This is a genomic window from Variovorax sp. GW821-FHT10B04 (assembly GCF_059415645.1).
This window is the reverse complement of sequence record NZ_JBWKNQ010000005.1, coordinates 414,375-427,344: the sequence shown is the minus strand read 5'-3', so window position 1 is coordinate 427,344 and position 12,970 is coordinate 414,375. Positions and strand designations below refer to the sequence as shown.

Annotated in this window: 13 protein-coding genes; 4 read left to right on the top strand and 9 right to left on the bottom strand. The window is 66.9% G+C overall.

Annotation, left to right across the window (positions count from 1 at the left end):
• The first annotated feature begins 26 nt into the window (after positions 1 to 26).
• Positions 27 to 1,229 carry a formate-dependent phosphoribosylglycinamide formyltransferase gene (gene purT, locus AC07PZ_RS15960; RefSeq protein WP_495296079.1) on the top strand — a complete coding sequence of 401 codons (1,203 nt, stop codon included), beginning with the start codon at positions 27 to 29 and terminating at the stop codon, positions 1,227 to 1,229.
• 108 nt (positions 1,230 to 1,337) lie between these two features.
• On the opposite strand, the gene AC07PZ_RS15955 is transcribed toward purT, so the two are convergent.
• From AC07PZ_RS15955 to rbp, 3 genes are all read right to left on the bottom strand, one after another.
• A complete protein-coding gene (locus AC07PZ_RS15955; protein ID WP_495296078.1) occupies positions 1,338 to 2,849 on the bottom strand; it encodes a tripartite tricarboxylate transporter permease in 1,512 nt (503 codons plus the stop codon).
• Positions 2,850 to 2,862: 13 nt separating this feature from the next.
• Positions 2,863 to 3,351, bottom strand: a complete 489-nt coding sequence (locus AC07PZ_RS15950) for a tripartite tricarboxylate transporter TctB family protein (protein WP_495296077.1) — start codon at positions 3,349 to 3,351, stop codon at positions 2,863 to 2,865.
• Between the two features lie 176 nt (positions 3,352 to 3,527).
• Positions 3,528 to 3,944 (bottom strand): RNA-binding regulator, encoded by a 417-nt coding sequence (rbp, locus tag AC07PZ_RS15945; RefSeq protein ID WP_495296076.1) that lies wholly within the window; start codon positions 3,942 to 3,944, stop codon positions 3,528 to 3,530.
• Positions 3,945 to 4,287: 343 nt separating this feature from the next.
• Between rbp and AC07PZ_RS15940 the strand changes: the two genes are divergently transcribed.
• Positions 4,288 to 5,571 (top strand): DEAD/DEAH box helicase, encoded by a 1,284-nt coding sequence (locus AC07PZ_RS15940; RefSeq protein ID WP_495296075.1) that lies wholly within the window; start codon positions 4,288 to 4,290, stop codon positions 5,569 to 5,571.
• A gap of 156 nt (positions 5,572 to 5,727) precedes the next feature.
• Here the strand turns inward: AC07PZ_RS15940 and AC07PZ_RS15935 are convergent, their stop codons facing one another.
• From AC07PZ_RS15935 to gorA, 4 genes are all read right to left on the bottom strand, one after another.
• Complete coding sequence (locus AC07PZ_RS15935) at positions 5,728 to 5,937, bottom strand: DUF3820 family protein (RefSeq protein WP_495296074.1); 210 nt, start codon at positions 5,935 to 5,937, stop codon at positions 5,728 to 5,730.
• Positions 5,938 to 5,962: 25 nt separating this feature from the next.
• A complete protein-coding gene (locus AC07PZ_RS15930) occupies positions 5,963 to 6,325 on the bottom strand; it encodes a translation initiation factor Sui1 (protein WP_495296073.1) in 363 nt (120 codons plus the stop codon).
• A gap of 14 nt (positions 6,326 to 6,339) precedes the next feature.
• On the bottom strand, positions 6,340 to 7,824 hold the full coding sequence (locus AC07PZ_RS15925) for an AMP nucleosidase (protein WP_495296072.1): 1,485 nt from the start codon (positions 7,822 to 7,824) through the stop codon (positions 6,340 to 6,342).
• Between the two features lie 68 nt (positions 7,825 to 7,892).
• Positions 7,893 to 9,263, bottom strand: a complete 1,371-nt coding sequence (gene gorA / locus AC07PZ_RS15920) for a glutathione-disulfide reductase (RefSeq protein ID WP_495296071.1) — start codon at positions 9,261 to 9,263, stop codon at positions 7,893 to 7,895.
• A 117-nt stretch (positions 9,264 to 9,380) separates the two neighbouring features.
• Here gorA and AC07PZ_RS15915 point away from each other — a divergent pair, with 117 nt between their 5' ends.
• Positions 9,381 to 9,812, top strand: a complete 432-nt coding sequence (locus AC07PZ_RS15915; protein WP_495296070.1) for a rhodanese-like domain-containing protein — start codon at positions 9,381 to 9,383, stop codon at positions 9,810 to 9,812.
• 41 nt (positions 9,813 to 9,853) lie between these two features.
• Positions 9,854 to 10,630, top strand: coding sequence for a type III pantothenate kinase (locus AC07PZ_RS15910; RefSeq protein ID WP_495296069.1), 777 nt, complete (start codon positions 9,854 to 9,856; stop codon positions 10,628 to 10,630).
• A gap of 4 nt (positions 10,631 to 10,634) precedes the next feature.
• Here AC07PZ_RS15910 and AC07PZ_RS15905 read toward each other — a convergent pair whose 3' ends face one another.
• Both AC07PZ_RS15905 and AC07PZ_RS15900 read right to left on the bottom strand, forming a co-directional pair.
• Positions 10,635 to 11,744: a M14 family metallopeptidase gene (locus AC07PZ_RS15905; RefSeq protein WP_495296068.1), complete on the bottom strand. Its 1,110-nt coding sequence runs from the start codon at positions 11,742 to 11,744 to the stop codon at positions 10,635 to 10,637.
• Positions 11,744 to 12,946 carry a M20 aminoacylase family protein gene (locus AC07PZ_RS15900; protein ID WP_495296067.1) on the bottom strand — a complete coding sequence of 401 codons (1,203 nt, stop codon included), beginning with the start codon at positions 12,944 to 12,946 and terminating at the stop codon, positions 11,744 to 11,746. The genes AC07PZ_RS15905 and AC07PZ_RS15900 overlap by 1 nt, the downstream gene beginning before the upstream one ends.
• Positions 12,947 to 12,970 lie beyond the last annotated feature (24 nt).

The following is a 12,970-nucleotide window of genomic DNA, read 5'->3' as shown; positions in this document are numbered from 1 at the left end:
CCGTTTTCCCCTCGGAGCACGCTCTCATGCCAACCTTCGGCACCCCACTTTCTCCTTCTGCGACCCGCGTCATGCTGCTGGGCTCCGGCGAGCTCGGCAAGGAGGTGCTGATCGCGCTCCAGCGCCTCGGTGTCGAGACCATTGCGGTCGACCGCTATGCCGACGCGCCCGGCCAGCAGGTCGCACACCACGCACGCACCATCACCATGAGCGACCCGGCACAGCTGAAGGCCTTGATCGAAGCCGAGAAGCCGCAGCTCGTGGTGCCCGAGATCGAGGCCATCGCGACGCCGATGCTGCAGGAACTCGAGGCCGCGGGCGTGGTTCGCGTGATCCCGACCGCGCGCGCCGCCCGGCTCACGATGGACCGCGAAGGCATCCGCCGGCTCGCCGCCGAAACGCTGGGCGTGCCGACCAGCCCGTACAAGTTCTGCGATTCGCTCGACGAACTGCAGGCGGCGATCGATGGCGGCATCGGCTACCCGTGCATCGTCAAGCCGGTGATGAGCAGTTCGGGCAAGGGCCAGAGCAAGATCGATGGTCCCGCCGACGTGAAGACCGCCTGGGACTACGCGATGGCCGGAGGCCGCGTGAGCCACGGCCGTGTGATCGTCGAAGGCTTCATCGACTTCGACTACGAGATCACGCTGCTGACCGTGCGCGCGCTGGACGCGTCGGGCACCGTGCAGACGCAGTTCTGCGACCCGATCGGCCATGTGCAGGTCAGCGGCGATTACGTCGAGAGCTGGCAGCCGCATCCGATGGCGTCGGCCGCATTGCAGAAGGCGCAGCAGATCGCCGAGAAGGTGACTTCGGACCTGGGTGGCCAGGGCCTGTTCGGCGTCGAGCTGTTCGTGAAGGGCGACGAGGTCTGGTTCAGCGAGGTCAGCCCGCGTCCGCACGACACCGGCATGGTGACGATGGCGACGCAGTGGCAGAACGAGTTCGAGCTGCACGCCCGCGCCATCCTCGGCCTGCCGGTGGACACCACCCTGCGCAGCCCGGGCGCGAGTGCCGTGATCTACGGCGGTGTCGATGCACACGGCATCGTGTTCGACGGCGTCGCCGAAGCCCTGCAGATCCCCGGCACCGACATCCGCCTGTTCGGCAAGCCGGAAAGCTTCGTCAAGCGCCGCATGGGCGTCGCCCTGGCACGCGCCACCGACATCGACACCGCCCGCCTGAACGCCAAGGAAGCCGCCTCGCGCGTCAAGCCCCGCAAGGCCTGAGTTCGGCATACCAGAAACACCGCAGAACCGGCTTTGCCGGGCTGCTGGTGTTGCCCCCGGAAGGGGGCTGGCGAAGCGACACGCAGTGCGCGAAGCCTGGGGGAGAGCCTATTCCTCTACGAAGGCTTCCTCGCGCTTGGACTTGACCGCGGGCAGCAGCACGATCACGAGCAGCAGCACCGCCGCGGCCAGCAGGCCGGCCGACAACGGCCGCGTGACGAACACGCTCCAGGTGCCGCGCGACAGCAGCAGCGCGCGGCGCAGGTTCTCTTCCATCATCGGACCCAGGATGAAGCCCAGCAGCAGCGGCGCGGGCTCGGTCTTGAGCTTGAGGAACAGGTAGCCGATGAAGCCGAACAGCCCGACCATCCACACGTCGAAGGTGTTGTTGTTGGTCGAATACACGCCGATGGCGCAGAACAGCACGATCGCCGGAAACAGGAACCGGTAGGGCACCGTCAGCAGCTTGATCCACATGCCGATCAGCGGCAGGTTCAGGATGATCAGCATCGCGTTGCCGATCCACATCGAGGCGATCAGGCCCCAGAACAGTTCCGGGTTGCTGGTCATGACCTGCGGGCCGGGCTGGATGTTGTGGATGGTCATCGCTCCGACCATCAGCGCCATCACGGCATTGGGCGGGATGCCCAGCGTCAGCAGCGGAATGAAGGACGTCTGCGCACCGGCGTTGTTGGCCGATTCCGGTGACGCAACGCCCCGGATGTTGCCGCGACCGAACGGAATTTCGCCCGGCTTCATCTGGATCTTCTTTTCCAGCGCGTAGGCCGCAAAAGCGGCGAGCAGCGCACCGCCGCCGGGCAGGATGCCGAGTGCAGAGCCGAGCGCCGTGCCGCGCAGCACGGCGGGCGTCATGCGTCGGAAATCCTCGCCGGTGGGCCAGAGGCCCTTCACGTTGGCCGTGAAGACTTCGCGCTCGTCATCGGGCTGCGAGAGGTTGCCGATGATTTCGCCATAGCCGAAAACGCCCATCGCAATCACGACGAAGCCAATGCCGTCGGTGAGTTCCGGAATGTCGAAGCTGAAGCGTGCGACGCCCGAGTTCACGTCGGTGCCGACGATCCCCATCAGCAGGCCCAGCACGATCATCGCGACGGCCTTGAGCAGCGAGCCCGAGGCCAGCACCACGGCGCCGATCAGGCCCAGGATCATCAGCGAGAAGTACTCGGCCGGGCCGAACTTGAAGGCCAGTTCGGTCAGCGGCGGCGCGAAGGCGGCCAGGATCAGCGTGCCGACGCAGCCCGCGAAGAACGAACCCAGCCCGGCTGCGGCGAGCGCGGGTCCCGCGCGCCCCTGTCGCGCCATCTGGTAGCCGTCGATGCAGGTCACGACGGACGAAGATTCGCCCGGCAGGTTCACGAGAATCGCCGTGGTCGAGCCGCCGTACTGCGCGCCGTAGTAAATGCCGGCCAGCATGATGAGTGCGGACACCGGCGGCAGCGCGTAGGTCGCGGGCAGCAGCATCGCGATGGTCGCGACCGGTCCGATGCCCGGCAGCACGCCGATCAGCGTGCCCAGGATGCAGCCGATCAGGCAGTAGAGAAGGTTGGTGAAGGTGAACGCGACACCGAAGCCGATGGCCAGGTTGTGGAACAGTTCCATGTGGTCGGTCTCCTCAACCTGCGATGAAGGTGGGCCAGACCTGGATCTGCAGCTTGAGCGCCCAGATGAAAGCCACATAGCTACCCGCCGCCAGGATGGTGGCAAGCACGAGCACATCGCGAAGCTGGAACTGGTTGCCCGCCAGGCTCGAAATGAGGGTCAGCGCGTAGATCGCCAGGATCATTCCCATGGCGGGCAATCCGATGCTGGGCAGTCCGCCAAGAAGGACGCCGAAAGCAAGATTGGCAGCGATCACGAAGAACAGCGGCTTCCAGGCCCACTTGCCGATCTTGCCGCCGTCCACGGACTCCACCACGAGCGCCTGGAAGATGATGATCAGGCCCAGGATCGCCAGCAGGACACCGAGCATCAGTGGGAAGTAGCCCGGACCCATCCGTGCGCCGTCACCGATGTTGTAGGCGGTGGCACCTACCGCGAAGACGGCGCCCACGGCAGTGAACATGACTCCTGAAAAGAAGTCCGCCTGATTCTTGATTCCCATTTGTCTCGACCCTCCGATTTGGAGCGGTGAGCGTCGTTGGGCTAGCCTGACGGCTGGCTGACCTGCTTCTAGGGACAAATGCGTAGAAAGCCCTGGCCGCAGCGGCGACGCCAGAGGGCATCACACAAAGCAAAAAGGCTCCCGAAGGAGCCTTTTTTCACTGATGCAGAGAGGGCTTAGTAGCCGCCGCGGCCACCGCCGCCGCCGCCGTAACCACCACCGCCGCCGCCACCGCTACGGCCGCCACCGCCGCCGTAACCGCCGCCGCCGCCACCACCGTAGCCGCCACCACCGCCGCCGCCGCTACGGCCGCCACCGCCGAAGCCGCCGCCAGCCGGACGGGGTTCCATCGGACGGGCTTCGTTGACGGTCAGTGCGCGACCTGCGAGCGATTGGCCGTTCAAGCCTTCGATGGCTGCGAGTGCTTCAGCATCCGAACCCATTTCGACGAAGCCGAAGCCCTTCGAACGGCCGGTTTCGCGTTCCATCATGACCTTGGCGCTGGTCACAGCACCGAATTCGCCAAACGCTTGTTCCAGATCGTTGTCGCGAACGGAGTAAGCCAAATTGCCTACGTAGAGTTTCTTGCCCATGGAGGGACTCCTAAATCAAACCAATAACACAAAGCGATGGAGTCCCAGAATCACAACTAACTGAACAGCGCTGTGGCGCGAAACTGACCGATCACCGGATCCGTGCATTACGTAAAACGCTGCACGGTCGCGGATTGTCGTCCACTCCTGGCGTTTTGGGTGAAATGCTTTTCGTATACGAAATAGTGGCAAAAAAACATCGAATTTCAATGACCCTCGTTTGTGCTATTGAATATTTTTATTCTGGAAGAATTTGCCATCGCTCCGTCTGAAAAGACCGGTATGCGCGCGATGCTGGCTATCCTGCACACCTCATTCGTCTCCCCATATCCGTTCTTTTTCTATGCCTTTTTCTTCTTTGGGTCTCGCTCCCGCTTTGGCACGTGCCGCGATCAGCCAGGGCTATTCGATGCCCACCGCGATCCAGGCCGAGGCGATTCCCCCGATTCTTCAGGGGCGAGACCTGCGAGGAATGGCACAGACGGGTTCCGGCAAGACAGCCGCCTATGCATTGCCGCTGTTGCAGCATCTGATGGCCGACGATGCGGCACCACGCCGCCTGCGCGCGCTGGTGTTGGTGCCGACGCGCGAGTTGGCGGCTCAGGTTGGCGAGACGGTGCGTGGCTTCGCGCAGCACCTGCCGGTGCGTCTGAAGATCGCCGTCGCTTTCGGCGGCGTTTCGATCAATCCGCAGTTGATGGCGCTGCGCGGTGGTGTCGATGTGGTCGTCGCGACGCCGGGGCGCCTGCTCGATCTGGTCGACCACAACGCGCTGCGGCTCTCGACGCTGACGATGTTGGTGCTCGACGAGGCGGATCGATTGCTCGACCTGGGCTTTGCGGAGGAAGTCGGGCGCATCCTGGCGCTGGTGCCGGCGAAGAGGCAGAACCTGCTGTTCTCGGCGACGTTTCCTGCGGCGGCCGACGCGCTGGCGGAGCGCGTGCTGCGCGATCCGGTGCGTGTCGAGGTTGCCGCGGCGCCCGAGACCGTGCCCGCCATCGCGCAACGTGCGATCGAAGTCGATGCCCGCAGGCGCACCCAGTTGCTGGTTCGGCTGTTGAAGGACAGCGGCTGGACCCGCGTGCTGGTGTTCGTTGCGACCAAGCACGCATCGGAGATCGTGGCGGACAAGTTGCGCAAGGCCGGCATCGAGGCCGAACCCTTTCATGGCCTGCTGAGCCAGGGCAAGCGCAACCAGGTGCTGACCGACCTGAAGACGTCGCGCGTGCGCGTCGTGGTCGCCACCGATCTGGCCGCACGCGGGATTGACGTGGCCCAGTTGCCCGTGGTCGTCAACTATGACCTGCCGCGCTCGGCGGTCGACTATCTGCATCGCATCGGGCGTACCGGCCGCGCCGGGCAGAGCGGGCTGGCGCTGAGCTTCATACCGGCCGACATGGAAGCGCACTTCCGGCTGATCGAAAAGCGCCAGGGCCTGAGCGTCCCGCGCGAACGGGTTGCAGGCTTCGAGCCGGTCGAGGTGTCCACGCTGGCTGCGGCGACTGCAGGCATCGTCGACGCGGCGGCAGACAGCCGCTCGCCGGATGCTCCCGGCAACGGCGGCATCAAGGGGCGGCGTCCGAGCAAGAAGGACAAGCTTCGGGCCGCGGCCAACCCCAAGGCCTGAAAGCCGTTGCGGAAGCGCCGGCGAGGGCGCGTTCTTCGTGTCCCGTTCTTCGTGTCCTCTTGCGGCTGTTCGGATCAGCTGCCAGCGGCGCATCGCAGATACGTTCGCCCGGCCCCGTGTTCTCCCTCTCGCGGATCACCGGTGCCGAACTTCGCGCTATCGGCGTAGCGGCTTGAGCAAGGGTTTCAACCCGTTGTGGTCGATCTCGTGCATCAGCTGCAGCAGCCGGCCGATCTCGCCCTTGGGAAAGCCTTCGCGCGCGAACCAGGTCAGGTAGTTGCCGGGCAGGTCGGCGATCACCGTGCCCTTGTACTTGCCGAAGGGCATCTCGAGCGTGACCAGCCGCTCCAGGTCTTCAGGTTTCATTGCACTCTTTCGAGGTCAGCCTCATTCAGCCGCCACTGCGCTTGACGACCATGCCCTGTTTCTGCAGGGCCGCGATCACGAAGTCCCGGTGGTCGCCCTGAATCTCGATCACGCCGTCCTTGGTCGTGCCTCCGGAGCCGCAGCCCGACTTGAGCTGCTTGCCGAGCTGCGCGAGCGCGTCGGCGTCGAGCGCCACGCCACGGATCACCGTCACGCCCTTGCCCTTGCGGCCCTTGGTCTCGTACGCCACGCGCACGATGCCGTCGGTCTTCGGCGCCGGTTTGGCCTGCTTGCAGGTGCAGCCCGCGACCGGCTGGCCGCAGTCCGGGCAGATGCGGCCCTGTTCGGTCGAATAGACCAGCCGGCTCAAGTCGCCCAACGTTGCCATCGTCCGCCTCCGCCTTACTGGAACGCCACTTCCGCGAAGCTGCGCAGCTTGCGGCTGTGCAACTGGCTCGAGCCTTCGCTGCGCAGGATCTCGATCGCCTTCATGCCGATGCGCAGGTGCTGTTCCACCCGCTCGCGGTAGAAGTGGTTGGCCATGCCGGGCAGCTTGATCTCGCCGTGCAGCGGCTTGTCGCTCACGCACAGCAGGGTGCCGTAGGGCACACGGAAGCGGAAGCCGTTGGCCGCGATGGTCGCGCTTTCCATGTCGAGCGCGACGGCGCGGCTCTGGCTGAAGCGGCGCTGCGGTTCGTTCTCGGGCAGCAGTTCCCAGTTGCGGTTGTCGGTGCTCGCGACCGTGCCGGTGCGCATGATCTTCTTCAGGTCCGGGCCGCCGACCTGCGTGACCGCGGCCACCGCCTTCTCCAGCGCGAGCTGGATCTCGGCCAGCGCCGGGATCGGCACCCACAGGGGCAGTTCTTCATCGAGCACATGGTCCTCGCGCACATAGGCATGCGCCAGCACGTAGTCGCCCAACTGCTGGCTGTTGCGCAGGCCGGCGCAGTGGCCCAGCATCATCCAGGCATGCGGACGCAGCACGGCGATGTGGTCGGTGATGGTCTTGGCGTTCGACGGGCCGACGCCGATGTTGACCATCGTGATGCCCGTGCGGTCCGCGCGCACCAGGTGGTAGGCCGGCATCTGCGGCAGCCGTGGCGGCGCGATACCGCCCTCGGGCCCGTCGTAGCCGACGCGGTAGCTCGTCACGTTGCCGGGCTCGATGAAGGCGACGTACGGGCTGTCGGGGTCGGCCATCTCCTTGTGGCCGAGCGCCATGAACTCGTCGATGTAGTACTGGTAGTTGGTGAACAGCACGAAGTTCTGGAACCACTCCGGCGCGGTGCCCGTGTAGTGGCGCAGCCGGTGCAGCGAGTAGTCGACGCGCGCCGCGGTGAAGAGCGCCAGCGGCTCCGGTTCGCCCGGCTTCGCGCGGTAGGTGCCGTTGGCGATGCCGTCGTCCATGCTGGCGAGATCGGGCAGGTCGAACACGTCGCGCATCAGTGCGCGGCGCTCGACGCTCATCGTGCCTTCGATGTGGTCGTTCTCGGCGAAGGAGAAATGGATCGGGATCGGCTGCGTCGAGGTGCCGACCTCGAGCTCCACGCCGTGGTTCTCCAGCAGCAGGCGAAACTGCTCCAGGTAGTAGCGATGGAACAGGTCGGGGCGTGTCAGCGTGGTCTCGTAGCGGCCCGGGCCGGCCACGAAGCCGTAGCTCAAGCTGGACGTGGTGTCGGGCACCTGGCGCGACACCGTGTGCGTGTGGATGCGCACGAAGGGGTAGCACGCGCGCACCCGGCCCGGCAGCGATTCGCCGGCGACGAAGCGCAGCATCGAGCTGCGCAGATGCGTCAGCGCGCCCTGGTAGATCTGCTGGACCTGGGCGAGGGCGGCGGCGGCATCGGTGAAGCGGGCGGGAGCGATGAAAGGCGGCATGTAGGGCATGTGCACATTGTGCAATGCGGCCTTGACGATCCGCGACCCGCCAGCGCCATGCCGGCGCCTCGCCGACGCTATGCCGTCATCGGCTCGCGCATCGTCACGAACTCCTCGGCCACGGTCGGGTGGATGCCGATGGTCGTGTCGAACATCGCCTTGGTGGCACCCGCGCGCATCGCGACCGCGAAGCCCTGCACGATCTCTCCTGCGTCCGGCCCGACCATGTGCAGGCCGACCACGCGGTCGCTCGCGGTATCGACCACCAGCTTCATGAAGATGCGCTCGCTGCTGCCCGACAGCGTGTGGCGCAACGCCTTGAATTCGCTGCTGAAGATCGTGACCTGCCCGAACTTCGCGCGTGCCGCGGTCTCGGTGTAGCCGCAGGTGCCGACGTTCGGATGGGTGAAGACGGCCGTCGGCACGTACTCGTAGTCGACGCTGCGCCGGCCGTCGCCGAACAGCGCGTCGACCACCGTCATCGCCTCGGCCAGCGCCACCGGCGTGAGCTGCAGCCGGGTCGACACGTCGCCGATCGCATAGACCGACTTGACCGAGCTGCGGTAGTTGCCGTCGACCACGACGGCGCCGCGCGCGTCGAGTGCCACGCCGGCCGTTTCCAGCCCGAGCCCTTGCGTGTTGGGCGAGCGCCCGGTCGCGAACAGCACGGCGTCGGCCTCGATCTGCTGGCCGCGGGAGAGCACGGCCGTCACGCTGCCACTTGCGCCGCCTTGGTCGTTGCGCCGCAGCATCGACAGATCGGCGTTCAGCTGGATGTCGACGCCGGCCTTGCCCATCTCGCGTGCCAGGAATTCGCGCAGGTCGTGGTCGAAGCCATTGAGCAGGTGCGCGTTGCGCTGCAGCAGCGTGACCTGGGTGCCCAGGCCGTTGAAGATCGATGCGAACTCGCACGCGATGTAGCCGCCACCGACCACCACCAGACGCTTCGGGAACGGGGCGAGGTCGAACATCGCGTCCGATACCAGGCCATGCTCGCGGCCGGGCAGATCCGGCACGAAAGGCATGCCGCCGGTCGCGATCAGCACCGTGCGGGCGCTGTGGTGCCGCTCGCCGACCTGCACGCCATGCGGGCCGGTCAGCTGCGCCCAGCCTGCGATCAGCGTGACGCCCGCGGTCTCCAGCAACCCGCGGTAGACGCCGTTGAGCCGGCGGATCTCGTGTGCGCGCCGTTGCTTGAGCACGTCCCAGTCGAAACGCGGTTCGCCGACCGTCCAGCCGTAGCCGGCGGCTTCCTCGAACGCATCGGCATAGCCGGCCGCATAGCTGTAGAGCTTTTTCGGGATGCAGCCGACGTTGACGCAGGTGCCGCCGAGTTCGGCGACTTCGGCCAGCGCGACGCGGGCGCCGCGCTGTGCCGCCATGCGGGCCGCGCGCACGCCGCCGCTGCCGCCGCCGATGACGAAGAGATCGAAGTCGTATGTGCTCATGGAAGCTCCTTGGCGCCGACTGTAGCGAGCGGGCGCCGCCCCTGCCCGGCGGATGGCTTGCCGCGGGCTGCAAGAATGCGCACCGGTCGAATCAATCAAACGCAGGAAAGGGTCGCCATGGACACGGGATCGAATCAGGACAAGGGTTTCACGCCGGCTGACGGCTACGCGGGCGACGTCACGCCCGAGCAGGCCGCGCAATGGGTTGCCGACGGCACCGCCGTGCTGGTCGACGTGCGCAGCGACGCCGAGCGCGAATGGGTCGGCTTTGTGCCCGGCGCGCTGCCGCTGGCCTGGAAGCAATGGCCCGGCATGGTGCCGAACGCGGGCTTCGACGACGGCCTGCGCGACGCCGTGCCGGCCGGCAAGAAGGCCGTGATGCTGTGCCGCAGCGGCGTGCGTTCGATCGCGGCCGCACGGCGCGCCACCGAACTGGGCCTGGAGGCCTACAACATCCTCGAAGGCTTCGAAGGCAACCCGGACGCCGAAGGCCATCGCGGCCGTGTGGGTGGCTGGCGCTTCCGCGGGCTCCCCTGGAAGCAGAACTAGCGCGCCGCCGCGGAATCCTTTCGAACCGCAATAATCGCACGATGACATTCCTCGCCATCGACATCGGCAATACCCGGCTCAAATGGGCGCTCTACGACGCGGCACGGCCGGGTGCGGTGCTGCATGCACAGGGCGCCGAGTTCCTCGATCACATCGACCGCCTCGCAGACGGACCTTGGGCCGAGCTGGCGTTTCCCGCGCCATCGTCGATGCTCGGCTGCGTGGTGGCCGGCGATGCCCTGCGGCGCCGCGCAGAGGAACAGATCGAGGAGCGCTTCGACTGCACGCCTCGCTGGGTGATGTCGAGCGCGGCCGAGGCCGGTTTGGTCAATGGCTACGACCATCCGACGCGCCTGGGCGCCGACCGCTGGGTCGCAATGATCGGTGCACGCCACCGCATGCTGTCGCAGGGACCGGTGCGGCCGATGGTGGTCGTGATGATCGGCACGGCCGTGACGGTCGAGGCGATCGACACCTCTGGCAAGTTCCTCGGCGGCCTGATCCTGCCGGGCCACGGGATCATGCTGCGTGCGCTGGAGTCCGGCACGGCCGGCCTGCACGTGCCGACCGGTGAGGTGACCCCTTTTCCGACCAACACCAGCGATGCGTTGACCAGTGGCGGTACCTATGCCATCGCCGGTGCGGTGGAGCGCATGCGCCAGCACGTGACGACACATTGCGGCGCCGAGCCCGCCTGCTACATGACCGGCGGTGCGGGCTGGAAGATGGCGCCATCGATGGTCAGCCCTTTCGAGCTGGTCGACGGGCTGATCATGGACGGCCTGCTGGTGATCGCGCAGCGGCGCGCCGCCAACTGAATCGTCAGGCGTTCAGGCCCGCCACCGCCTGCTGCATCGTCTCGCGCGCCTGCGCAATGACCTGCTTCTTCCACGCGTCGGTGTCGGTGTAGAAAGCTTCCAGCATGCGCGCCCGGATGGCGTCGGCGAGCTCCGGCGCCGCGGCTTCCGGGTATTTGTGCAGCCAGTGGTCGGCGCGCAGCGCGCCGGTCACCTCCAGGATCGGCAGCGTGCCGTACTCCAGCGCGATCGCCGTGTGTTCGGCCTGCGGGCATTCGTCGTAGATCGCGTTCCAGTTGAGGCCGCTCAGCAGCGCCGAGGTCGATGAGCCGTCGTAGATCGAGGTGACCGGCGTCCCGGGCGAGCCCCACCAGGCGTTGGCGCGTGCATAGGCGGCCGTGTCCTCGCCCTTGCAGGCATAGATGCGTTCGCCCACGCCCGACGGGCCGAGGCCGGTGTGCAGGTCGATCCAGCCGAGCCGGCGCGCCTGGCCGACGTGCTTGCGCAGGATCTGCCGGAAGGTGCGGTTGCTCCAGGTCGGTGCCTGACCGCCATAGAACAGACCGTCCGCAAACTCGTACTGGCCCGCGCTCACGGCCGCCTGATAGGCCGGCACGCCGTGCGTGCCGATCCAGGCGGTGAGCTCGGCCTGGTTCTGCGCGGTCGGCGGCCATTCGCGCGGCAGCAGCAGCGCGTGCAGCCCGGCATACGCCGTGTTGACCGGCAGCGGCTGCGAAAAGTCGACGAAGTTGCGATTCAGGTCGACGTTCTCGTTGGTCACGCGCCGGCCGAACGAGAAGCCGTGCGGATTCAGCGCATGCACGTAGAGCACGCCGACGCCGGCGTCGTGCGCGGCCTGGCGCCAGGCCGCGTCCTGCAGCGCGGCGACCTGCACACCGCTGCCGCAATGGCCTTCGACGCCGTGGCAGCCGCTGCTGACCAGCAGCAGCCGTGTGGCGCCGGCCGGGCCGTCGTAGGCCACGTCGGTCGCCAGGTCTTCGCCCTCGCGGCCTTTCAGCGGATGCGGGTAGGTGTCGACCTGCAGGCCGGCCGCGACGCAGGCCTGCAGGAACTTGCGGCGTGCCTGCGCGTAGGTCGGCGAGAACGCGGCGATCGTGGCGTCGGCGCCTGCCATCACGCGGCCGTGCCTTGGGGCTTGAGGAACTGTTCGGCCATCTCGACCCAGCAGGTCGCGCCCAGCGGGATCAGGTCGTCGTTGAAGTCGTAGCTGCCGTTGTGCAGCGTGCAGGGCCCGCCGCCGTGGTGCATGTCGCGGTGCGCGCCGTCGCCATTGCCGATGAAGGCATAGGCACCGGGCTTGGCCAGCAGCATGAAGGAGAAGTCTTCCGCGGTCATCGCGGCTTCCTGCACCAGCACGTTGTCTTCGCCCACGATGCCGGCCATCACGCCGCGCGCGAAGTTGGCTTCGGCCGCCGAATTGATGGTCGGCGGGTAGTTGCGATGGAAGTAGAAATCGACCTCGGTGTCGTGCGCGGCGCCGATGTGCTCGGCGATCTTGCGCATGCGCCGCTCGATCAGGTCGAGCACCTCGAGCGTGAAGGTGCGCACCGTGCCCTGCAGCTCGCAGGTGTCGGGGATCACGTTGCTCGCCTCGCCGGCATGGATCATCGTGACCGAGATCAGGCCGGTGTCGGTCGGCTTCTTGCTGCGCGTGAGGATGGTCTGGAAGGCCTGCACCATCTCGCAGGCGACCGGCACCGGGTCGATGCCGGTGTGCGGCAGCGCCGCGTGGCCGCCCTTGCCGCGGATGGTGATCTTGAATTCGTTGCTCGAGGCCATCGCCGGGCCCGGGCTCACGGCGAACTGGCCGACCTTCATGCCGGGCCAGTTGTGCATGCCGAACACGGCGTCCATCGGGAACTTCTCGAACAGGCCTTCCTTGACCATCTCGCGGGCGCCGCCGCCGCCTTCCTCGGCCGGCTGGAAGATCAGATAGACCGTGCCGTCGAAGTTGCGGTGCTTGGCCATGTGCTGCGCCGCGGCCAGCAGCATCGCGGTGTGGCCGTCGTGGCCGCAGGCGTGCATCTTTCCCTTGTGCTGGCTGGCGTGGGCAAAGGTGTTGAGTTCGGTCACGGGCAGCGCGTCGATGTCTGCGCGCAGGCCGATCGCGCGGTTGCTCGTGCCGTTCTTGAGGATGCCGATCACGCCGGTGGTGGCGAGTCCGCGGTGGATCGGGATGCCCCATTCGGTCAGCTTGGCCGCCACCACGTCGGCGGTGCGGACTTCCTGGAAGCAGAGTTCGGGGTGGGCGTGGATGTCGCGACGGATCGCGGCGATTCCGGCCGCCTGGGTGACGAGCGAATCGAGGAGTTTCATGGGAGACAGTCTAGGCTTTGCGCC